The sequence below is a fragment of the Pseudomonas sp. CBS genome (assembly GCF_024734645.1).
Classification (GTDB): domain Bacteria; phylum Pseudomonadota; class Gammaproteobacteria; order Pseudomonadales; family Pseudomonadaceae; genus Aquipseudomonas.
In genome coordinates, this window is the sequence record NZ_CP102929.1 from 2,036,483 (window position 1) to 2,059,118 (window position 22,636).

Below are 22,636 nucleotides of genomic sequence, written 5' to 3' on the forward strand. Positions count from 1 at the left end.
ACAGGATAAATGCAGTCGAATGTGGGAGCGGGCTTGCTCGCGAAGAGGCCGGTACCGGCAACAAAAAAACCACTGCCCACCAGAGGCAGCACCTCAAAAACCGTGAGGCCAATACCGTGATCCAGACTCTGAACCATCTTCCCCACCCCCATGAAGATGCGGCAGCCCTCGCCGCGCATTTCACCGACCTGGCGCCGCCGCTCAATGCCCGGCAAGCCCAACTGGAAGCGTCGCGCTGCCTCTACTGCTACGACGCGCCGTGTGTTAACGCGTGCCCCAGCGAGATCGATATCCCGTCGTTCATCCGCAATATCCACACGGAGAACGTCCAGGGCGCCGCGCAGAAGATTCTTTCGGCGAATATCCTCGGCGGCAGTTGCGCCCGGGTCTGCCCGACGGAAATCCTCTGCCAGCAAGCCTGCGTGCGCAACAACGCCGAGGAATGCGCCCCGGTGCTGATCGGTCTGTTGCAGCGTTACGCGGTGGACAACGCACACTTCAGCGAACACCCGTTCCAGCGCGCCGCCCCCACTGGCAAACGCATCGCGGTGGTCGGCGCCGGGCCTGCGGGGTTGTCCTGCGCCCATCGCAGCGCCCTGCACGGCCATGACGTGGTGATTTTCGAAGCCCGGGAAAAAGCCGGCGGCCTGAATGAATACGGGATCGCCAAGTACAAACTGGTGGATGACTTCGCACAAAAGGAACTGGATTTCCTCCTGCAAATTGGCGGCATCGAAATCCGTCATGGCCAGCGCCTCGGCGACAACCTGACCTTGAGCGAGCTGCACCAGCAGTTCGATGCGGTGTTCCTCGGCCTCGGCCTGGCCGCCAGCAAACAGCTCGGCCTGCCTCACGAGGACGCCCCCGGCCTGCTCGCCGCCACCGACTACATCCGTGAACTGCGCCAGGCCGACGACCTCAGCCAACTGCCCCTGGCCGACCGCTGCATTGTCCTCGGCGCCGGCAACACGGCCATCGACATGGCCGTGCAAATGGCCCGTCTCGGTGCCCGCGACGTCAACCTGGTGTACCGCCGGGGCCTGAGTGAAATGGGCGCCACCGGCCACGAGCAAGATATCGCCAAGGCCAACCAGGTACGCCTGTTGACCTGGGCCCAACCGGAGGAAGTATTGCTCGATGATCAGGGCCATGTGCGCGGCATGCGTTTCGCCCGCACCCGCATGGTCGATGGCCGCCTGCAGGCTACCGGTGAAACCTTCGAACTGGCCGCCGACGCGATCTTCAAGGCCATCGGCCAAGGCTTCGAAGACGCGGCGCTGCACGACCCGCTGGCCCACCAACTGCAACGCCAGGGCGATCGCATCTTCGTCAACGAACAGCTACGCACCAGCATCCCCGGTGTGTATGCCGGCGGTGATTGCGTCAGCCTCGGCCAGGACCTCACCGTCCAGGCCGTGCAACACGGCAAGCTGGCCGCGCAAGCCATACACGCTCAACTCATGCTGAAAGTGGAGGCTGCGTAATGGCCGATCTCTCGATTGTATTCGCCGGCATCAAAGCCCCCAATCCGTTCTGGCTGGCCTCCGCGCCGCCTACCGACAAGGCCTACAACGTGGTCCGCGCCTTTGAAGCAGGCTGGGGCGGTGTGGTCTGGAAAACCCTCGGCGAAGACCCGGCAGCGGTCAACGTCTCATCGCGCTACTCGGCGCACTTTGGCGCCAACCGTGAAGTGCTCGGCATCAACAATATCGAGCTGATTACCGATAGGTCCCTGGAGATCAACCTGCGGGAAATCACCCAGGTGAAAAAAGACTGGCCCGACCGCGCACTGATCGTGTCGCTGATGGTGCCCTGTGTAGAAGAGTCGTGGAAAAACATCCTGCCGCTGGTGGAAGCCACCGGCTGCGACGGCATCGAGCTGAACTTCGGCTGCCCCCACGGCATGCCGGAACGCGGCATGGGCGCGGCAGTGGGCCAGGTGCCGGAGTACGTGGAACAGGTGACACGCTGGTGCAAGACCTATTGCTCGCTGCCGGTGATCGTCAAGCTCACACCGAACATCACCGACATTCGCGTGGCAGCGCGGGCGGCCTATCGCGGGGGCGCGGATGCGGTGTCGCTGATCAACACCATCAACTCCATCACCAGTGTCGACCTGGAGCGCATGGTCGCCCTGCCGATGGTGGGCACCCAAAGCACCCACGGTGGTTACTGCGGCTCGGCGGTGAAACCCATCGCGCTGAACATGGTGGCGGAGATTGCCCGGGATCCACAGACACAGGGTTTGCCGATCTGCGGCATTGGCGGGATTGGCAACTGGCGCGATGCGGCGGAATTCGTCGCACTGGGCTGCGGCGCGGTGCAGGTGTGCACGGCGGCAATGCTGCATGGGTTTCGGATTGTCGAGGAAATGAAGGATGGGCTGTCGCGATGGATGGACAGCCAGGGTTACAACAGCCTGCAGGAATTTTCCGGGCGAGCGGTGGGCAATACGACGGATTGGAAGTACCTGGATATCAATTACCAGGTGATCGCCAAGATCGACCAGGAGGCGTGTATTGGTTGTGGGCGTTGCCATATTGCTTGCGAAGATACGTCGCACCAGGCGATTGCCAGCTTGAGGCAAGCGGATGGGACGCATAAGTACGAGGTGATTGATGATGAGTGCGTGGGGTGCAACTTGTGCCAGATCACCTGCCCGGTGGCGGACTGCATCGAGATGGTGCCGGTTGATACCGGGAAGCCGTTTTTGAACTGGACGCAGGATCCGAGGAATCCCTACCGGGAAGCGGTATAACCTTCCAAACAGACGCCCTATGAATGATCGTTCCCACGCTCCGCGTGGGAATGCATCCGTTGACGCTCCGCGTCACGACCTCAAGAGCGGACGCAGAGCGTCCAGGGCGGCATTCCCACGCGGAGCGTGGGAACGATCTAGGGCTCCAACCCAATCCCCCGCAAGATCACACTCGTCACCGTCTGCACTGCCCGTTCAAACTGCATGTCCGACAACGGCTGATGGTCATTCAGGATCTTCACCTGATGATCAAAGTCGGCATAGTGCTGGGTCGACGCCCAGATCATATACAGCAGGCTCGACGGTTCCACCGGCAAAATCCGCTTGTCCTCCACCCACTGGCGAATCTTCGCTTCTTTCATCTTGGCCCAGTCGTACAGGCTCACGTCCAGCGCCTCACCCAGGGTCGGTGCGCCGTGGATGATTTCGTTGGCCCAGACTTTGGAACCATAGGGCCGACTGCGGGAATGCTGCATCTTGGCGCGGATGTAGCTGCTGAGCACCACCCGCGGGTCGTCGAACATCTCGAAGCACAAGGCGTCCTGCTTCCACACTTCCAGCAGGTCGAACAACACCGCGCTGTACAGCTCGCTCTTGGTGCTGAAGTAGTAATGCAGGTTGGAGCGCGGCAGTTGCACTTCTTCGGCGATGTCGGCCATGGCGGTGCTGCCATAGCCCTTCTCGGCGAAAACCTTTTCCGCCGCCAGCAGAATCTTTTCGACGTTGACCCGACGAATACCGATCTTGTGATTGCCCATAAGGGCTCCCTGACAACAACATGGCTTCAAGACTACCATCCGCTCTAGATCGCGGCGACACGCCACTGTGAAACTTCGTACAAGAACCTTCCCCGTGGATAGCGGATTGGTTAGCATCGCCATCCCCTCGAAGGATCGTCTTCATGACTATTCGACTGCGAGACGCGTGCGACGACCCGGTGCTTGCGGCTCTGCCGAACAACTGACTCTCACCTGAAGGTATTGAACAATGTTGATCAAGAAAACCCTCACCACCGTCGCCCTGCTCGCCTCCCTGCTGGGCGCCTCGGCCGCCTTTGCCCACGCCCACCTGAAAAGCTCGGAGCCTGCCGCCGACAGCAGCGTCGCCGCGCCCAAGGACCTGCGCCTGACGTTCTCCGAAGGCGTTGAAGCGACCTTCACCAAGGTGTCCCTGAGCAAGGACGGCACCGAAGTCGCGATCAAAGGCCTGGAAACCCCGGACGCCGACAAAAAGGTTCTGGTGGTGACGCCGGCCGCTCCATTGGCCGCCGGCACCTACAAAGTGGTGTGGAACGCGGTCTCGGTGGATACCCATAAGAGCAACGGTGAATACAGCTTCAAGGTCGGCCAATAATTCATGGCCACCCTGCTGGTGCTGTGCCGCTTCCTGCATTTCATCGTGGTGTTGTTGATGTTCGGGGCCTGTGTGTTCAGGCCCTGGTTGCTGGGAGCAGGACCGCAACCGGTGCTGGACCGCCAACTGTCGCGCATCACCCAAGGCTTGGCGTGGCTGGCATTGGTGTCGGGGGTGGCATGGTTGTTGTTGATCAGCGCGAGCATGGCCGGGGTCGGGCTGGGCGCGCTGGAGCTGTCGACGGTGCAGTTGGTGCTGGGTAAAACCTTCTTCGGCCAGGTCTGGACCTGGCACCTGGTGCTGAACGTGCTGCTGGTGCTCGGCCTGATGACGCCGTGGAAGGCCGTACGCCTGCCGCTCTGTGCATTGCTGCTGGCGACGCTGGCACCGGTGGGCCATGGCGCCATGCTCAATGGCGTGGCCGGGCAACTGCTGATCCTCAATCAGGTGGTGCACCTGGTGTGTGTCGGTGCCTGGCTGGGTGGCTTGCTCCTGCTGGTGCTGATCCTCAGGCAATCGCCCCGCTATCCACTGGAACCGATCCTCAAGCGTTTCAGCGGCATCGGTTACGGCCTGGTGACGGGATTGCTGGTGACAGGCCTGATCAACGTGCGGGTGCTCACCGGGCAGTTCTGGCCGACGCCATTGTTCACAGGCTTCGCCCTGATCCTGCTGATCAAGGTGCTGCTGGTGTTTGGCATGCTCGCCCTGGCACTGTTGAATCGCCTGCGGATTCACAACTGTGAGCAGCGGTTGCCTGCGTTGAAGGCCAGCGTGACGATTGAATGGTTACTAGGTATTTCAGCGGTGGCCGCCGTTTCGCTGCTTGGCACCTTGCCGCCCATGGTTGCAGCAGGATAATCCCTCCTCCACTGGCTCCCTTCATACAGGGAGTCATCGTATAACTTTCGATTGACAACCCCCTAAAACCTCGCAAATATCGCCTCCAATGTTGTACGACAACGTATAACAGAAAATAAAAACAACAAGAAGACAAGGGAGCGTCACTGTGAGCCAACACGTCCGCCATTTCTCCTGCACCACCCGTTTCGCCGCCATCGGTTTGAGCAGCCTGGCCCTTACCCTCCCCGTCACCGCCTCGGCAGAAGGCTTCATCGACGACGCCACCGCCACGCTTAACCTGCGCAACGCCTACTTCAATCGCAACTTCACCAACCCCGCTTATCCTCAGGGCAAGGCCGAGGAGTGGACGCAAAACTTCATCCTCGATGCCCGGTCCGGCTTCACCCAAGGCACTGTCGGTTTCGGCCTGGACGTGCTGGGGCTGTATTCGCAAAAGCTCGACGGAGGCAAAGGCACCTCCGGCACCCAATTGCTGCCGACCCGCAGCGATGGCCGCCCCGCCGACAATTTCGGGCGTCTGGGCGTGGCGCTGAAAACCAAACTGTCGAACACCGAATTGAAAGTCGGCGAATGGATGCCGGTGCTGCCGATCCTGCGCTCGGATGACGGTCGCTCCCTGCCGCAGACCTTCCGCGGCGGCCAGGTAACGTCCAAGGAAATCGCCGGCCTGACCTTGTATGGCGGCCAGTTCCGCGGCAACAGCCCGCGCAACGACGCGAGCATGGATGACATGTTTCTCAACGGCAAAGCCGCATTCACTTCGGACCGCTTCAACTTCGGCGGCGGCGAATACACCTTCAACGACAAGCGCACCCAAGTGGGCGTGTGGTACGCCGAACTCAGCGACATCTACCAGCAGCAGTATTTCAACCTGACCCACAGCCAGCCCGTGGGCGACTGGACCCTGGGCGCCAACCTCGGGTTCTTCACCGGCAAGGAAGACGGCAAGGCCCTGGCCGGCGACCTCGACAACAAAACCGCGTTCGCCCTGCTCTCAGCCAAATACAAAGGCAACAGCTTCTATATCGGCCTGCAGAAACTCACCGGCGACAGCGCCTGGATGCGGGTCAACGGCACCAGCGGCGGCACCCTGGCCAACGACAGCTACAACGCCAGCTACGACAACGCCAAGGAAAAATCCTGGCAGGTGCGGCACGACTTCAACTTCGTGGTGCTGGGCATTCCTGGCCTGACCATGATGAACCGCTATATCAGCGGCGATAACGTGCACACCGGGGTGATCACCAACGGCAAGGAATGGGGGCGCGAGTCGGAACTGGCCTACACCGTGCAGAGCGGCGCGCTGAAGGACCTGAATCTGCGGTGGCGCAACGCAACAATGCGCCGGGATTTCAGTACCAACGAGTTTGATGAAAACCGGATATTCATCAGTTACCCGCTGTCGTTGTTATAGCGGTAAACACCAGGAAAGGCTTTTGTGGTGAGGGAGATTGCTGGAGTGAGGGAGATTGCTGTGGCGAGGGAGCTTGCTCCCGCTGGGCTGCGCAGCGGCCCAAAAATCTTGGGAGCGCTTCGCACTCCAGCGGGAGCAAGCTCCCTCACCACAGCAAGCTCCCTCGCCACAGGACAGCGATGACCCTCTATCAACTTCGACCAATAGCGCGTTGACAAGTGTAGGAAAGCCTAACGATACTTCGGATTAGTCATACGACAACCTACAACAATAACGGGACCACCATGACCACCACAACCGCCCCTACCCCGTTCAACCGCTTGCTGCTCACCGGCGCCGCCGGTGGCCTGGGCAAAGTCTTGCGTGAACGCCTGCGCCCTTACGCCAAGGTACTGCGCCTGTCGGACATCGCCGACATGGCCCCGGCCGCTGACGACGGCGAAGAAGTGCTGCCTTGCGATCTTTCCGACAAACAGGCCGTGCACCACTTGGTGGAAGGCGTCGATGCGATCCTGCATTTCGGCGGCGTGTCGGTGGAGCGCTCGTTCGAGGAAGTGCTGGGCGCAAACATCTGCGGGATCTTCCACATCTACGAAGCCGCCCGCCGCCATGGGGTCAAGCGCGTCATCTTCGCCAGCTCCAACCACGTCATCGGCTTCTACAAACAGGACGAAGCCCTCGACGCCCACTCCCCGCGCCGCCCGGACAGTTACTACGGCCTGTCCAAATCCTACGGCGAGGACATGGCCAGTTTCTACTTTGATCGCTATGGCATCGAAACCGTCAGCATCCGCATCGGCTCCTCGTTCCCGGAACCACAGAACCGCCGGATGATGCACACCTGGCTGAGCTTCGACGACCTCACCCAACTGCTCGAACGTGCGCTGTACACACCGAATGTCGGCCACACCGTGGTCTACGGCATGTCGGATAACCTCGATGTCTGGTGGGACAACCGCTTCGCCGCCCACCTGGGTTTCACCCCGCGCGACACCTCCGAAGTGTTCCGCAAACAGGTGGAAGCCCAGCCGCTGCCCGCCATTGACGACCCGGCGCGGGTGTACCAGGGCGGCGCGTTTTGCGCCGCCGGCCCATTCGGTGACTGACCACAGACCAACCCAAGGGAATGAGTGGCCATGCAAGCAGAACTGATTGTCGACGCCCGCAACGCCGTAGGTGAATGCCCGGTGTGGGTGCCCGAGGAAAACGCCCTGTACTGGGTGGATATTCCCAACGCCGAGCTACAGCGCTGGAGTGCCAGCAGCGGCCAGGTGCAAGCCTGGAAAACCCCGCAGATGCTGGCCTGCATCGCCCGCACCACGACGGGCAACTGGGTCGCGGGCATGGAAACCGGGTTTTTCCAGCTGACGCCCTGCAACGACGGCATGCTCGACACCGCGCCGTTGGCCAGCGTCGAGCACGCCCGACCGGATATGCGCCTGAACGATGGCCGCTGTGATCGCCAGGGTCGGTTCTGGGCCGGCAGCATGGTGCTGAACATGGGCGCGAATGCGGCTGAGGGTGTGCTTTATCGCTATCAAGCCGGCCAACCCGTTCACACGGAACTCAACGGTTTCATCACCCCCAACGGCCTGGCCTTCAGCCCCGACGGGCGCACGATGTACCTCTCGGACTCGCACCCGCTGGTGCAGCAAATCTGGGCCTTCGACTACGACATCGACAGCGGCACGCCGTCCAATCGGCGGCTGTTTGTGGACATGCACCACTTCCTTGGCCGCCCTGACGGAGCCGCCGTGGATGCCGAAGGCTGCTACTGGATCTGCGCCAACGATGCCGGGCTGGTCCACCGCTTTACCCCCGACGGTCGCCTCGACCGTTCACTGACCGTACCGGTAAAAAAACCCACCATGTGCGCCTTCGGCGGCAGCCGCCTGGACACCTTGTTCGTCACCTCGATCCGCGACGACCACAGCCCGCACTCCCTCGCCGGCGGCGTCTTTGCCCTGAACCCTGGCGTACAGGGAATGCCCGAACCGCAGTTCATCCTCTAGCTGCATCGCTGTGCCTTGAACAAAACAATAACAAGACTGGAGAGACACCCCATGGACTTCAAACGCACCTTGCTCGCCGCTGCACTCCCGTTCGTGTTTACCCTCGGCAGCGCCGCCCACGCGCTGGAAATCAAATTCGCCGACATACACCCCGCCGGCTACCCAACCGTCGTCGCCGAAGAACAGCTGGGTAAAACCCTGGTCGCCGAAAGCAACGGCGGCCTGACCTTCAAGATGTTCCCCGGCGGCGTGCTGGGCTCGGAAAAGGAAGTGGTAGAACAAGCCCAGGTCGGGGCGATCCAGATGGCCCGAGTCAGCCTCGGCATCGTCGGCCCGGTGGTGCCGGACGTGAACGTGTTCAACATGCCGTTCGTGTTCCGCGACCAGGTGCATATGCGCAAGGTGATCGACGGCGAGATCGGCGATGAAATCCTCGCCAAAATCACCGACTCCGAATTCAACCTGGTGGCCCTGGCCTGGATGGACGGCGGCACGCGCAACATCTACACCAAGAAACCGGTGCGCAAGATCGAAGACCTCAAGGGCATGAAGATCCGCGTGCAGGGCAACCCAATCTTCATCGAAACCATCAACGCCATGGGCGGCAACGGCATTGCCATGGACACCGGCGAGATCTTCAGCGCCCTGCAGACCGGGGTGATCGACGGCGCGGAAAACAACCCGCCCACCCTGCTGGAACACAATCACTACCAGAACGCCAAGTTCTACAGCCTGACCGGCCACCTGATCCTGCCCGAGCCCATCGTGATGTCGAAAATCACCTGGAACAAGCTCACCCCGGAGCAACAGGTGCTGGTGAAAAACACCGCCAAGGCCGCGCAGATCCAGGAGCGCGAGCTGTGGGACGCCAAGTCCGCCAGCAGTGAAGCCAAGCTCAAGGCCGCCGGTGTGGAGTTCATCGACATCGACAAGAAACCGTTCTATGAGGCCACCGCTTCGATCCGCGACAAGTACGGCGCCCCCTACGCCGACCTGATCAAACGCATCGAAGCCGTCGAGTAACCCCCCTCTCATAGAAAAGGCCCGGCGCGGTCGATATCGACGCGCCCGGTCACGGTGAACGCCATGAAGAATTTACTGCTGCGCATCAACGACCGCATTTACATGAGCTGCATCTGGGTCGCCGGCCTCGCCGTTCTCGGCGTCGCGCTGATCATCCCCTGGGGCATCTTCGCCCGCTACGTCCTCGGCACCGGCTCCAGCTGGCCGGAGCCCACCGCCATCCTGCTGATGCTGGTGTTCACCTTTGTCGGCGCCGCCGCCAGTTACCGCGCCGGGGCGCATATGTCGGTGGCCATGGTCACCGACCGCCTGCCGCCCGACCAACGCCGAATCGTCGGCATCGCCTCGCAATTGCTGATGGGCACCATCTGCCTGTTCATGACGATCTGGGGCAGCAAATTGTGCCTGTCCACCTGGAACCAGTTCATGAGCGCCATGCCGACCTTGCGGGTGGGCATCACCTATATGCCGATCCCGATTGGCGGCTTGCTGACGCTGATTTTTGTGCTGGAAAAACTCCTGCTGGGTGACCAGAGCAACCGTCGGGTCGTGCGCTTCGACCTGGTTGAAGAAAGTGAAGGGGCTGCCTGAATGGACGCATTGATTCTGTTGGGCAGCTTTATCGCCTTGATCCTGATTGGCATGCCGGTGGCTTACGCCCTGGGGCTTTCTGCGCTGATCGGCGCGTGGTGGATCGACATTCCATTCCAGGCCCTGATGATTCAGGTGGCCGGCGGAGTGAACAAGTTTTCGCTGATGGCGATTCCGTTCTTCGTGCTGGCCGGGGCGATCATGGCCGAGGGTGGCATGTCCCGACGGCTGGTGGCGTTTGCCGGGGTGCTGGTGGGCTTTGTACGCGGCGGCCTGTCCCTGGTGAACATCATGGCCTCGACGTTTTTTGGCGCGATCTCCGGCTCGTCGGTGGCCGATACGGCCTCCGTCGGTTCGGTGCTGATTCCGGAAATGGAACGCCAGGGCTATCCCCGTGAATTCGCCACCGCCGTCACCGTGAGCGGATCGGTTCAGGCGTTGCTGACGCCCCCCAGCCACAACTCGGTGCTCTACTCCCTGGCGGCCGGCGGCACCGTGTCCATCGCCTCGCTGTTCATGGCCGGCGTGGTCCCGGGCCTACTGATGAGCGCGTGTCTGATGGTGCTGTGCCTGATCTTCGCGAAAAAACGCAACTACCCCAAAGGCGAAGTGATTCCCCTGAAACAGGCACTGAAAATCTGCGCCGATGCACTGTGGGGCCTGATGGCCATGGTGATCATTCTTGGCGGGATTCTGTCGGGTATCTTCACCGCCACCGAGTCGGCGGCCATTGCCGTGTTGTGGGCGTTCTTCGTGACCATGTTCATCTACCGCGACTACAAATGGAGCGAGCTGCCCAAGCTGATGCACCGCACGGTGCGCACCATTTCCATCGTGATGATCCTGATCGCGTTCGCCGCCAGCTTCGGCTACATCATGACCCTGATGCAGATCCCGGCGAAGATCACCACGATGTTCCTGACCCTGTCGGACAACCGCTACGTGATCCTGATGTGCATCAACGCCATGCTGCTGTTGCTGGGCACGGTGATGGACATGGCGCCGCTGATTTTGATCCTCACGCCGATCCTGTTGCCGGTCGTGCTGGGCATCGGCGTCGACCCGGTGCACTTCGGCATGATCATGCTGGTGAACCTCGGGATCGGCCTGATCACCCCGCCGGTGGGCGCGGTGCTGTTTGTGGGGGCGGCGGTGGGCAAGGTCAGTATTGAGAAGACCGTGAAGGCACTGCTGCCGTTTTATGGCGTGTTGTTTTTGGTGCTGATGGCCGTGACCTACATTCCGGCGTTGTCGTTGTGGTTGCCTGGGCTGGTGTTATGAACTGATCGTTCCCACGCTCTGCGTGGGAACGCCGCCATGGACGCTCTGCGTCCGCTCTTAAAACCGTGACGCAGAGCGTCACAGGATGAATTCCCACGCAGAGCGTGGGAACGATCAAGGGTGCGCTGATGCTTGAACTCGAAGACAACCTCACCCACCTGACGCTGGCCCCAGCGTTGGGTGGCAGCCTCGTCAACTGGACCGTGCGCAGCAATGGCCACCCCTTGCTGCGCCCTGCTGAACAACAAGCACTGGCCACCGGTTTGCCGGGCAAGCTGGGGTGTTTCCCACTGGCGCCCTGGTCGAACCGGGTGGCCGAGGGTGGCTTTGATAACCCGTCTGGGTGGTTGGCACTCGAACCCAACAGCCCGCTGGACCCGCTGCCGATTCATGGCAGCGCCTGGCAGCAGGCGTGGCACGTGGTCAGCCAGTCGGTGGATGAGGTGGTGCTGCAACTGGACAGCAGAACACCCTTTGCGTATCGCGCCGAGCAGCGGGTTCAGTTGAAGGACGGCAGGTTGAGCATCACCTTGCGCGTCACCCATCTGGCGGAAAAAGCGGCGTGGCATGGGCTGGGATTGCATCCGTATCTGCCCCGCAGGCCCGGCACGCAATTGCAGGCCAAGGCTGGGCAAGTATGGATGAGTGATGTATCGAAATTGCCGATAGGCCTGGCTGCCGTGCCCGCCGAGTGGGATTTCCAACAACTCAAGTCGTTGCCCGAGGCGCTGGTGGACAACGGTTTTTGCCAGTGGGACGGGCGCTGCGTCATCCAGCAGCCAGACTTGGGTTACACCCTGGAATGCCAGGCCACCGGCAGCGACTACTACCTGCTGTACTGCCCGCCGGGGCTGGATTTTTTCTGCTTCGAGCCGGTGAGTCATCCGGTGAATGCCCATCACCTGCCGGGCAGGCCGGGGTTGAAGCTGTTGGAACAAGGCCAGTCGGCAGAACTCAATTTCAGCCTGCAATACAAAACCCTCTAACAACACAAAACCCATGTGGGAGCGGGCTTGCTCGCGAATGCGGTGGATCAGTCAACACATCTGCGACTGACACTCCGCATTCGCGAGCAAGCCCGCTCCCACATTTTTGATCTCGATTGTCTTAGGGTGGGGTGTTTTTCAGGCGCCCCGCCGTGTCGATACTCACCACCACCGACAACCCCGGCCGCAGCCGCTCACTCTGCTCCTGCCCCGGGTCGACCGTGATCCGCACCGGCACCCGCTGGGCGATCTTCACGAAGTTGCCGGTGGCATTATCCGCCTGCAACAGGCTGAACTCCGACCCGGTGGCCGGGGAAATACGCTGCACCGTGCCGTGAAACTTACGGTGGTCCAAAGCATCCACAGTGAAGGTCACCGGCTGGCCGACCTGCACGTTGTCCATCTGAGTTTCTTTCATGTTGGCAATCACCCACAACTGGTTCGGCACCAGCGCCATCAACTGTGCGCCGCTGTTGACGTAGGCCCCGAGGCGCACGCCAATCTGCCCCAGTTGCCCGTCACGCGGGGCGATGATGCGAGTGTTCGACAGGTCGATACGCGCCAGCTCCACCGCCGCATCCGCATTGGCCACCGCTGCTTCCAACGAACCGCGATTGACGATCACTGTCTGCAAATCCTGCCGGGCGATTTCCAGGCTGGCCTGGGCCTGGGCCACGGCTGCGATGGTTTGCGCATTGGCGGCGCGGGTCACGTCCAGCTCGCGCTTGGACACCGAGCCATCGCTGATCAATTCTTCGTTGCGGCGCAGGTCAGCGGTGCTCTTGCGCGCCTGGGCCTGACTGTCGGCCAAGGCGGCCTGACGCAGCTTGATGGTCGCCTCGGCACTGTTGCGTTGCTGCACCACATTGGCCAGGGACGCCTGTTGCACCGCCAACTGCGCCAGGGCTTGGTCCAACCGCTGCTTGTAGATGCGGTCATCGAGGCGCACCAGCAAATCCCCGGCCTTGACGTACTGGAAGTCCGTCACCGGCACTTCATACACGTAGCCGCTGAGCTGTGGCCCGATGATCGTCACCTGGCCACGCACCAGGGCGTTCTCGGTGGTTTCCACGGCGCTGCTGAAGGGCGGCAACTGCCAGGCGTAGAGCACGATCAGCACGCCGATAATCGCAATCGCGGCAAAGCCCATGGAAGAGATGATGCGCACCCGCAAGGAGCGCGGTTCGGTGGCCGGCATGCTCGGCGGCGCGGTGCCTTCCGGCGTGGAAGCGATGGCGTTGGTGGTGGTCGTCGTCGGTTCGGTCATGAAGAAAGTGCGCCGCTGGGTTGAACGGGAGGCGCTGCACTGGCGGCAGCTTTAGTGGTACTCATCAGCCAGAGGCTGCGGATAAAAATCCAGATCATGGTGAGTATGGCGATGATCGCGATCAGCATGAATACATCGTTATAGGCCATCACATTCGCCTCGCGAGTGGCCGCGGTGGCCAGGCTGCGAATGCCCATCAGGTTACGCAACTCGGGGTCGGCGATCACCCCGCCATAGGCCGAGCCGCCACTGGCTACACGCGCTGCCACACGCGGGTCGAGCAAGGTCAGGTGTTCGACGATCATGCTGGAATGGAATTTTTCCCGCACGATCTGGAACGTGCCCAGCAATGCCGCGCCGATCAGGCCGCCGAGGTTCTGGCAGATCCCGAACAGCACCGAGAAACTCACCAGGTTCCTGGGGTTGGTCAGCACGTTTTTCGTGCCTAAAACCATGGTCGGCCCAAGAAAGAACGTGCCGCCAAAGCCTAGCAGGAACTGGCTGATGTACATGTTTTGCGGGCGCGTGAGGTTGCTGGAGAAACTGTCCATCACCGAGCCTGTGGCCATGAAAGCCAGGGAGATGACCAATGGCATCAACAGGTGCGCCGGGTTGATGGTCAACGCGCTGACGGCCAGTCCGGCAATCGCCCCCGCGAGCATCACCCAATACAGCGTGCGCATCTGCTCGTTGCTCATGTTGAGCATCTGCATGAACCCCACGGCGCCGGTGGACTGCTCCGAAAGCACCATGCGAATCAGCACCACCGCCAACGCCAGGCGAATCATTGCCCCGCTGCCCAGCCAGCGGGTCATCAGCAACGGGTTGGAGCGGTTATGCTCGATGGCCAGGCCGGCCATGATCAGCACCAGCGAGCAGGCCGAGGCGATACCGATCCACGGCGCTTCCAGCCACCAGTCGATACGGCCCAGGGACAGCACCGCGCAGAGCAAGGCGACGCCGGTGGCGAGGATGGCGAAGGTCAGGAAGTCGAGTTTTTCGAAAGTCTTGAAGCGGTCGCCCGGGGGCAACTTGAGCAGGAATACGCAGCCCAGGCAGGTCAGGGCCATGCCCAGTTCGAACAGGTACAGGCCACGCCATTCGGCGATTTGCAGCAGGTCTTCGGAAAATAATCGGGCCAGGGGTAATGCCAGTTGCGCAGTGCCGAGGCCGAGCACCAGGGCTTTCATCCGCCACTTTGCGGGAAAGGCCTGGATCATGTAGTACAGGCCCAGGGAACTGAGGGCGGCGCCGACCATGCCGTGGGCCGCGCGTACGGCGATGGCCGAGCTGAGGTCGTTGACGAACAGGTGGCCGAAGGTGACCAGGGCGTAGAGCACCAGGAACACTTCGGTGAACGCACGCAGGCCGAATTGCTGGCGGAATTTTACCAGCAGCAGGTTCATGGAGACGTTGGTCATGACGTAGGCGGCGGGGAGCCAGGCCATCTCGGCCGTCGTGGCCCCCAGGGCGCCCTGGAGGTACACAAGGTTGGCGATCACCAGCGAGTTGCCGAGGCCACCGGTGATTGCCACGAGTACGCCGACGAGGGCGTAGGCCCAGCGTTTGCGGGTGGAATGCAGCGGCGTCGACGGCGAGCCCGGCAGGCTCGGGCGCTCGTGGGGCTGCCAGGTGTGGGGGGTGTATTTGTCCATTCGGTGGCCTTGATGAACCGACGTGCAAAGTCGGCAAAACGCTTACTCAGGGACTAGTAAACCTGAGCAGCGTTCATCTTGCCATGTCGGGATGTCAAAACGGCGCGGGATGGTCCGCCGTTGGAACAATAGGCCTAAGGTTTCAGGCAGTACCACAGACCTGCGCACACGACCAATTGAAGCCCCAAATAACCTGGCCATGTGGCCCAGCGTTTGAGGTTACGCGGGATGGAGTTATATTCTTCCTCTGTTATTTCGCCGTCTCTTATGTATCTCCTCGGCATCGTCAACAGGTTTGAAATAAAGACCATCCGCATCATTTTGTCGTAGGGCATTTTTCCAGGCCAATATCGCTTATTTTGCTGAACGGCTTCGTTTTTAATGAAGTAACGTTCCAACTCATCGAGCTTCATGTAATTCGCATAAGTCATCAGGCTCGCGACGGCGACTGACTCAAGAACCAACGTGGAGGTAATAAGTTTATACATGGCTATATCCAAGGATCATCACCTACATACAGAGCCTCGCCCCACTCAGCGCCATACCCGCCCAAGACAGTTCCGCCCGCGTATCCACCAGCCGCCCCACCAATCACCGAGCAAATGAGTTTTTCTTTCCCTTTTGTAGCAAAACCCAACACAACGTTGCAGGCGACACTCGCGGCACGTGCCCCGACCGCACCAAAAGACGCCGCTCCTGAGACGCCCCCAATCAACTTCCCGGCCTCAACAAACTGCGCCTTGCGACACTCATCCTCCCTTCCCGATGTGCACGCCTCTTTCACCTGCAAACCCGCGGCACTCACATCCAACATCAATCCGATATACGTTCCCTTGCGCAAATGCCGGGAAATAGCGGTAATCCGTTCGATGCGCTGCGCGTACCCCTTGATTTCCCTCTTGTGCAAAAAGCTCTTGGTGGATATGCCTAGAATCCGTCTCAACGAACCGTGACTGCGCAATCCCGTGCCAAACCTTGCCGCCCCGTGAAGTTGAATGTTAAGTTTTTTCAGCAGTACTTCACGCTGTTTGAAAAACTCCTCTCTATCCACGGTGCCCTGCTTCAAACGGCCATACGCCTGCTCGATTTCATCCAGGGTGCGCGTGACCTCATTCAAGTGCGTACTCCAGGTAGAGGTTGCGCTGCCAATTCCCAAGGAGCTGTAGCCCAGCACGCTCTGTAACAAATCATAGTTATTGACCACCGCCTCTCCCGCCTCGGGGTCGCGGTCCAGCACCCGACTGATGGCTTCGGCCTGGCTCATTAGCCAAGCCTCGTCGGCGGTGCTTTCATTGAGGGTGTTACCGGGCACAATAACCATATACCCCGGCCTCACAAACGGACCGGGCAGATGGACATTGAGGGCATCGAATTTGCTCTGCGCAATCGGCGAAGCGCCGTTTAGAACCCTTCGTTTCAAGCTGTCGTAGTCAATCAGCCGTTGGTTGATGTAAGCCGTCGCCATTCCCTGATTCCTGCTCCAAAAGAAGAGCTCGAAATATAAAATCGGGAGTGGCTTAACTTGCAGAAAATCAGACGGTAAAAATGGATTTTCAGAAAAGGGCTACAAGCGAGTTAATCAGCACCTACAGCAATCACTTCAAATCCACCCCAACCAACTCCAATACGTAGCCGCAAACACCAACATCAACCCATACCCCACCAGCGTCACCAAAATCCCCACCTTGGCAAACTGCCGCGCGGTAAACGTGCCGGTCCCCAAACACACCATGTTCTGTGGCGCATTGATGGGCAGGATAAACCCGTAGCTCATCACAAACCCCAGCAACATCGTCATCCCCAGCCGACTGAACTCCCCGGGCAACGTCTGCAACACCGCAATCAAAATCGGCAACAACGCCGACGTCAACGCCGTGGCACTGGCAAACCCCAAATGAATCACGATCAAAAACGCCCCCAGAATCGCAAACACCCCCAGCGGCCCCACCTGGTCCAAACCGGTATGCGCCACCACCTGCGACCCCAGCCACTGCCCCGCCTGGGTCGTCAGCAACGCCGTACCCAAGCTAATGCCAACCCCGAACACAATCACCGTGCCCCACGGAATCCGCGACTGCACATCCTTCCAGGTCATCACCCCAATCCCCGGCATCAGCAAAAACACCAACCCGGCGTAGGTCGTCGAAGTCGTATCAAAGCTGTGCAGTCGTCCCTCGGTGGCCCACGCCAGCAAGAGCAATACCGACACCGTCAGCAACCGCTTCTGCGGCCCCGTCATCGGCCCGATATCCACCAGCGATTGCGCCACCGCCTCCTTGCCCCCGGGAATGCTGTCACTCTCCGGCGGCAGCAGCTTCAACACCAAAAACAACAACACCGCCGACATGATCACTGCCCACGGCGCCCCGGCGATCAGCCAGTCGATCCACGACACTCGCTGCCCGAGCATCTTGTCCATAAAGCCAACCGTCAGCAGGTTCTGCGCCGCCGCCGTCTGAATCCCGACGTTCCAGATGCTCGTGCCCTGAGCCACGACGATCATGATCCCGGCCGCGATATTGGAGCGTTTGTCCACGCCGAACGCCGCAATCACCCCCATCATGATCGGCACCACACACGCACTGCGGGCCGTCGCGCTGGGTACCACCAGGCTGAGGAGGATGGTCACGGCAATTGCCCCGACGAGAATTCCCCGCGTGCTGGTACCCACGCGGGTCAGGGTGACCAACGCGATGCGCCGGTCCAGGCCGGTATGGGTCATGGCTGCCGCAATAAACAACGCACCCGCCACCAACGCCAATGCCGGGTTGGAAAACCCCGTCAACGCCATGCTGATGGCTGGGCTGGACCCGATCAGGTGCGTGGGGTCTTGCAGCGACGGCGCAGTGCCGAGCAAAAAAGCCATCAATGAGGTAATCATGATCGCGCTGGCCTCATAGGAGACCGCTTCGGTGATCCACACCACCACCGCAAACGCGAGGATCGCCAGCATCCGGTGCCCGGCCACCGGCAAATCGGCCGGCAGCGGCAACAGCAGCACGCCGACCATCACCAGTACGCCGACCACCAGGCCCAGGGGCAACTTGAATGAAGCAGCAGTTGTTGCGGGGGCGCTCATGGGGTTCTCCGTCGGCCTTTAAATCAGGCCCACAGCATGAGGCAAAGCGTCACGACCGGTGTTGACGGGTATCAAGTGGCTAGGCCAATAACTGGGTCAACACCGCCCGCAACTTGCCGGGCTTGACCGGCTTGTTGAGCAATGGCACGTCCAGGCGCTGCAATGCACGGCGGCATTGGTCGGTGCGGTCGGCGGTGATAATCACTGCCGGAATCCTGCAGCCAAAATGCTCGCGCAACTGGCCCACTACCTCACAGCCCACCACGCCATGGTCCAGGTGATAGTCCGCGAGAATCAGCTCCGGTGCCCTGCCCTGCAACGCAACCAGTGCGCCGGCCTGGTCGGTCGCAGTGACCACCTCGCAGCCCCACTGCCCAAGCAGCGCGCTCATGCTGTCGAGGATGCTGACTTCGTTATCCAGCACCAGCAGCCGCCTCCCCGGCAGCGGGTTGCCGGTGCTCGGTTGCGCGGCCACCACACTGATGGGCAGCGGCATGTCCTCGCTGATGGGGACTTCGATGCTGAACATCGAACCGCGCCCCGGCCACGAACGCACCGCCACCGGATAACCGAGGACCTCGGCGATACGCTCGACAATCGCCAACCCCAGTCCCACGCCCTTGCGGTCGGCAGCGCGGCCCACATCCAGTTGATTGAACTCCAGAAAGATGGCGTCCAGACGATCCGCCGCAATTCCGCGCCCGGTGTCCCACACCTCCAGGCGCAACCGCTCACCCCGGCGGCGGGCGCCCAGCAGGATGGAGCCCGCGCTCGTGTAGCGGCAGGCGTTGCTGAGGAAATTGCGCAGGATCCGCGTCATCAGCCGCAGGTCGGTGTTGATTGCGTAATGGCCTGTACGCGCCCGCAGGTTCAGCCCGGACGCCGCGGCCACCGACTGGAATTCCGAGACCAGCGGTGCGAACAGTTCGTCGAGACGGTACAGGGCGATGTCCGGCTTGACCGCCGCTTGATCGAGTCGGGAAATGTCCAGCAAGTCGGTGAGCAAATCCTCGGCGCCTTCCAGGGCCTGATGGGTGCGCTCCACCAACACGTGTTCGACGCTGGGCAAGTTGCGCTCGCGCAGGGTGGAGATCAGCAAGCGCGCGGCGTTGAGGGGTTGCAGCAGGTCATGACTGGCGGCGGCAAGGTATTTGTCCTTGCTGCGGTTGGCGGCCTGGGCGGCATCCCGGGCATCGCGCAGGTCCTGCTCGATCTTCTCGCGCTGGGCGATTTGCTGTTGCAGGTTGCGGTTGGCTTCCAGCAATTCGTCGGTACGCGCCGCGACCCGCTGCTCCAATTCGTCGTTGAGGCGGATGTAGCGATTGCGCTCGGCTTCCAACTCGTCGAGGCGCGCGGTCAGTTCGGGGTAATGGCTCTTGCGCGCCGAGTGGTTGCCCAGCCCCAGCAGCCCCGCGAGTGCCCGTTGCTGATCGTCAGAGAGCTTCGCCATAGACGACCTCGACGTCACGCTGGCTGGATTCACGCGGGTTGGTAAGGATGCACGGGTCGTGCATGGCGTGCTGCGACAGAAAGGGAATGTCCGCCACTCGAATTCCATGCAGGCCGAGGGTTTCATGGAAGCCGATCGCATGCTTCAAGGCGATCAAATGGTCCACCAGCCGGCCGCAGATTTGCCGGTGGTTGAGGCCCCGGCAATCAATGCCGAAGGTCTCGGCAATCACCTTGAAACGCTCCGGTGCCGCGCTGTAGTTGAACGCCACCACATGTTCCACCAGCACCGCGTTGCACAGGCCATGGGGCAGGTCGAGAAAGCCGCCAAGGCTGTGGGACATGGCATGCACCGCGCCGAGGATCGCGTTGGAAAACGCCAGCCCGGCCTGCATGCTGCCCAGCATGATTTTCTCCCGCAGGGCGATGTCGCCGGGGTTGGCGATCATCTGCACCAGGTTGCCATTGATAAGACGCATGGCTTCCAGCGCGTGGGGGTCGGTCAGCGGGCCGTGGCCGGTGGACACGAAGGCCTCGATGGCATGCACCAGCGCGTCGATGCCGGTACAGGCCGAGAGAAACGGGTCCATGCTCGCCGTGGTTTCCGGGTCGATCAGTGAGACATCGGGCACCACCGCCTTGCTGACGATGGAGAACTTCATGCGCTCCTGCTGGTTGGAAATGATCACGAACTGCGAGACATCCGCCGAGGAGCCCGCGGTGGTCGGGATCAGGATCAGCGGCGGGCTCGGCACGCGGATGGTGTCGACGCCTTCGAAGTCGAGGATGCTGCAGCCATGGGCGACCACGATGCCGATGGCCTTGCCGCAGTCCATCGGGCTGCCGCCGCCGACGGCGACGATCACGTCGCAATGGTTCTCACGGTAGACCTCGGCGCCGAGCATCACCTCTTCAACCCGGGGGTTGGGCGAAACGGCGGTGTACAGGCAGTAGTCGATGCCGATGGCTTGCAGGCTGGCCTCGACATCGGCCACCCAGCCGACAGCAACCACGCCGGGATCACTCACCACCAGCACCTTGCGCGCGCCAAAGGTCTTGGCGTAGTTGCCTACGTTGTGCCGGCAGCCGGCGCCAAAGATGATTTCAGGGGAAACGAATTTACGCAGGAGACTCAGGTTCGGGCTCATTGGTAAGCCTGTTTTTATTATTCTGGAAGATGCGCTCCACACTAACCCATCCGGCACTGAATGCAATCAGACCAATGGGTAGCGCTGAAACCGCGACGTAGGGCACGATCTACTACTTTGGTACTGATTCCCCTCTCTATCGTCGCATTCCCAAGGCATCGAGACTGGCATGTAATGGGCGCATGACCCTATGGATCGGACCTGCTTGAATAAGCAAAAATAATAAGGCGAACGTCCATGTACAAAATTCTGATAGCCGACGATCACCCACTGTTTCGCGAGGCGATCCACAACGTCATCAGCGACGGGTTCCCGGGCAGCGAAGTGATGGAAACCGGCGACCTGGACAGCGCCCTGGCCCTGAGCCAGGAGCACGACGACCTGGATCTGATCCTGCTGGACCTGAACATGCCGGGCATGCACGGCCTCAATGGCCTGATCAACCTGCGCAACGAGTCGCCGACGATTCCGGTGGTGATCGTGTCTGCCGAGCAGGACAAGCAGGTCGTGCTGCAAGCCATCACCTATGGCGCGGTGGGGTTTATCACCAAGTCCTCGCCCAGGCTGCAGATGACCGAGGCGATCCAACAGATTCTCAACGGCAATGTGTATTTGCCGCCGGAGATTATTCGCAGCCAGAAAATCGGCGGGCAACGGCGCATGAATGATTGCCTGGGGCTTGCGCCGGAGCTGCTGCAAGCCCTGACCCGCAAGCAATTGCTGGTGCTGGAGCGAATGACCAAGGGTGACTCGAACAAGCAAATCGCCTATAGCCTGGAGATTGCCGAGACCACGGTGAAGGCTCATGTCTCGGCGATCCTGCGCAAGTTGAACGTGCACAATCGGGTGCAGGCGATTCTCAGCGCCGGGGACATCGACTTCGGTGCCTACCTGCGGCGCTGATACCCGTAGGGGCGGGATGCTGACCGCATTTCAAGGCACCTGCATGAGCGCCCGAAACAACATGCCCGCCGCCACCAGTACACACAGGGTGGCAAAACCCACCTGCAAGGTGCGCGCCTTGATCACCGAGCACAGGCGCCGCCCCGCCAACATGCCGACAATGCTCGAACCGATAAACACCCAGCCCATCGGCTCGATACTGACCCCGGCATGAAACGCGCCGATCACGCCGATCAACGAGATCAAGCTGATCACCATCAGCGAGGTGGCGACGATGCCTCGCATCTGCACATCGGTCAGTTGCTTGAACGCCGGTACGATCAGGAAGCCGCCGCCCACGCCGAGCAAGCCCGATACCGCACCGGTCACTGCGCCGAGGGCCGCCAGGGTGGCGGTGCATTTGGCGGTCCAGGAAAAGCGCCCGGTCTGTTGATCGAGCATGCAGTTCTTCTGGCCCCACGATGCGGTGCCGTGGTCGCTCGGCCCGGCCTCAAGCTTCTCCCGTTGCAGCATGCGCCAGGCCACCAGCACCATCAGCGCGCTGAACAGGCCCATCAGGACTTTCTCCGACATCTGATGGGCGAAGAACACCCCCAGCGGCGAAAACAGCGCGCCAAGCAGCGCAATCAGCAGCGCCGCGCGGTAACGCACCAGGCCATGGCGCAAGCCATCCAGCGCACCTACTGCGGCGGCCGCGCCGACGGCGAACAAAGACACCGGCGCGGCCTGGGTCATGGTCAAACCCAACCCCAATACCAACGCCGGGACGCCCAGAATGCCGCCCCCGGCGCCGGTCAGGCCCATGACCAACCCCATCAACACGCCCAGAAAACTTGCCAGCAGCATAGGGTTG

21 protein-coding genes are annotated in these 22,636 nt (G+C 61.2%); 12 read left to right on the top strand and 9 right to left on the bottom strand.

Annotated elements, in window-relative coordinates:
• Positions 1 to 116 precede the first annotated feature (116 nt).
• Together NVB75_RS09120 and preA are read left to right on the top strand one after the other, a co-directional pair.
• Complete coding sequence (locus tag NVB75_RS09120; protein ID WP_258346903.1) at positions 117 to 1,484, top strand: NAD(P)-dependent oxidoreductase; 1,368 nt, start codon at positions 117 to 119, stop codon at positions 1,482 to 1,484.
• Entirely contained in the window at positions 1,484 to 2,758 is a 1,275-nt protein-coding gene (gene preA / locus NVB75_RS09125) for an NAD-dependent dihydropyrimidine dehydrogenase subunit PreA (RefSeq protein ID WP_258346904.1), read from the top strand. Before NVB75_RS09120 ends, preA begins: the two co-directional genes overlap by 1 nt.
• 137 nt (positions 2,759 to 2,895) lie before the next feature.
• Here the strand turns inward: preA and NVB75_RS09130 are convergent, their stop codons facing one another.
• Positions 2,896 to 3,516: a TetR/AcrR family transcriptional regulator gene (locus NVB75_RS09130; protein ID WP_003207828.1), complete on the bottom strand. Its 621-nt coding sequence runs from the start codon at positions 3,514 to 3,516 to the stop codon at positions 2,896 to 2,898.
• Between the two features lie 229 nt (positions 3,517 to 3,745).
• On the opposite strand from NVB75_RS09130, the gene copC reads away from it, so the two are divergent.
• From copC to NVB75_RS09175, 9 genes are all read left to right on the top strand, one after another.
• Positions 3,746 to 4,111: a copper homeostasis periplasmic binding protein CopC gene (gene copC, locus NVB75_RS09135; RefSeq protein WP_003207825.1), complete on the top strand. Its 366-nt coding sequence runs from the start codon at positions 3,746 to 3,748 to the stop codon at positions 4,109 to 4,111.
• Positions 4,112 to 4,114: 3 nt separating this feature from the next.
• On the top strand, positions 4,115 to 4,972 hold the full coding sequence (gene copD / locus NVB75_RS09140; protein WP_258346905.1) for a copper homeostasis membrane protein CopD: 858 nt from the start codon (positions 4,115 to 4,117) through the stop codon (positions 4,970 to 4,972).
• Between the two features lie 148 nt (positions 4,973 to 5,120).
• Positions 5,121 to 6,389 carry an OprD family porin gene (locus NVB75_RS09145; RefSeq protein WP_258346906.1) on the top strand — a complete coding sequence of 423 codons (1,269 nt, stop codon included), beginning with the start codon at positions 5,121 to 5,123 and terminating at the stop codon, positions 6,387 to 6,389.
• A 284-nt stretch (positions 6,390 to 6,673) separates the two neighbouring features.
• On the top strand, positions 6,674 to 7,495 hold the full coding sequence (locus NVB75_RS09150; RefSeq protein ID WP_093207960.1) for an NAD(P)-dependent oxidoreductase: 822 nt from the start codon (positions 6,674 to 6,676) through the stop codon (positions 7,493 to 7,495).
• A 30-nt stretch (positions 7,496 to 7,525) separates the two neighbouring features.
• Positions 7,526 to 8,401: an SMP-30/gluconolactonase/LRE family protein gene (locus tag NVB75_RS09155; RefSeq protein ID WP_258346907.1), complete on the top strand. Its 876-nt coding sequence runs from the start codon at positions 7,526 to 7,528 to the stop codon at positions 8,399 to 8,401.
• 51 nt (positions 8,402 to 8,452) lie between these two features.
• On the top strand, positions 8,453 to 9,424 hold the full coding sequence (locus NVB75_RS09160) for a TRAP transporter substrate-binding protein (RefSeq protein ID WP_258346908.1): 972 nt from the start codon (positions 8,453 to 8,455) through the stop codon (positions 9,422 to 9,424).
• A 63-nt stretch (positions 9,425 to 9,487) separates the two neighbouring features.
• A complete protein-coding gene (locus NVB75_RS09165; RefSeq protein WP_258346909.1) occupies positions 9,488 to 10,015 on the top strand; it encodes a TRAP transporter small permease in 528 nt (175 codons plus the stop codon).
• Positions 10,016 to 11,296 (top strand): TRAP transporter large permease, encoded by a 1,281-nt coding sequence (locus NVB75_RS09170; RefSeq protein WP_010166793.1) that lies wholly within the window; start codon positions 10,016 to 10,018, stop codon positions 11,294 to 11,296. It abuts the gene before it with no gap.
• Positions 11,297 to 11,424: 128 nt separating this feature from the next.
• Positions 11,425 to 12,282 (top strand): aldose 1-epimerase, encoded by an 858-nt coding sequence (locus tag NVB75_RS09175; protein ID WP_258346910.1) that lies wholly within the window; start codon positions 11,425 to 11,427, stop codon positions 12,280 to 12,282.
• 121 nt (positions 12,283 to 12,403) lie between these two features.
• Here the strand turns inward: NVB75_RS09175 and NVB75_RS09180 are convergent, their stop codons facing one another.
• From NVB75_RS09180 to ercA, 7 genes are all read right to left on the bottom strand, one after another.
• Positions 12,404 to 13,549 (bottom strand): HlyD family secretion protein, encoded by a 1,146-nt coding sequence (locus NVB75_RS09180; RefSeq protein WP_076014258.1) that lies wholly within the window; start codon positions 13,547 to 13,549, stop codon positions 12,404 to 12,406.
• Entirely contained in the window at positions 13,546 to 15,204 is a 1,659-nt protein-coding gene (locus NVB75_RS09185; protein ID WP_258346911.1) for an MFS transporter, read from the bottom strand. The genes NVB75_RS09180 and NVB75_RS09185 overlap by 4 nt, the downstream gene beginning before the upstream one ends.
• A 134-nt stretch (positions 15,205 to 15,338) precedes the next feature.
• Positions 15,339 to 15,692, bottom strand: coding sequence for a hypothetical protein (locus NVB75_RS09190; RefSeq protein WP_258346912.1), 354 nt, complete (start codon positions 15,690 to 15,692; stop codon positions 15,339 to 15,341).
• A 2-nt stretch (positions 15,693 to 15,694) separates the two neighbouring features.
• A complete protein-coding gene (locus NVB75_RS09195) occupies positions 15,695 to 16,669 on the bottom strand; it encodes a hypothetical protein (RefSeq protein ID WP_258346913.1) in 975 nt (324 codons plus the stop codon).
• Between the two features lie 135 nt (positions 16,670 to 16,804).
• Positions 16,805 to 18,283, bottom strand: a complete 1,479-nt coding sequence (locus tag NVB75_RS09200) for an anion permease (protein ID WP_258346914.1) — start codon at positions 18,281 to 18,283, stop codon at positions 16,805 to 16,807.
• A gap of 79 nt (positions 18,284 to 18,362) precedes the next feature.
• The gene (locus NVB75_RS09205) at positions 18,363 to 19,733 is read right to left on the bottom strand and encodes a hybrid sensor histidine kinase/response regulator (protein ID WP_258346916.1); all 1,371 of its coding nucleotides are present in this window, start codon (positions 19,731 to 19,733) and stop codon (positions 18,363 to 18,365) included.
• On the bottom strand, positions 19,717 to 20,880 hold the full coding sequence (ercA, locus tag NVB75_RS09210) for an alcohol dehydrogenase-like regulatory protein ErcA (RefSeq protein WP_003207798.1): 1,164 nt from the start codon (positions 20,878 to 20,880) through the stop codon (positions 19,717 to 19,719). Before ercA ends, NVB75_RS09205 begins: the two co-directional genes overlap by 17 nt.
• A gap of 237 nt (positions 20,881 to 21,117) precedes the next feature.
• Here ercA and NVB75_RS09215 point away from each other — a divergent pair, with 237 nt between their 5' ends.
• On the top strand, positions 21,118 to 21,783 hold the full coding sequence (locus tag NVB75_RS09215) for a response regulator transcription factor (RefSeq protein WP_063028558.1): 666 nt from the start codon (positions 21,118 to 21,120) through the stop codon (positions 21,781 to 21,783).
• 30 nt (positions 21,784 to 21,813) lie between these two features.
• Here NVB75_RS09215 and NVB75_RS09220 read toward each other — a convergent pair whose 3' ends face one another.
• Positions 21,814 to 22,629, bottom strand: a complete 816-nt coding sequence (locus NVB75_RS09220; protein ID WP_258346917.1) for a sulfite exporter TauE/SafE family protein — start codon at positions 22,627 to 22,629, stop codon at positions 21,814 to 21,816.
• Positions 22,630 to 22,636 lie beyond the last annotated feature (7 nt).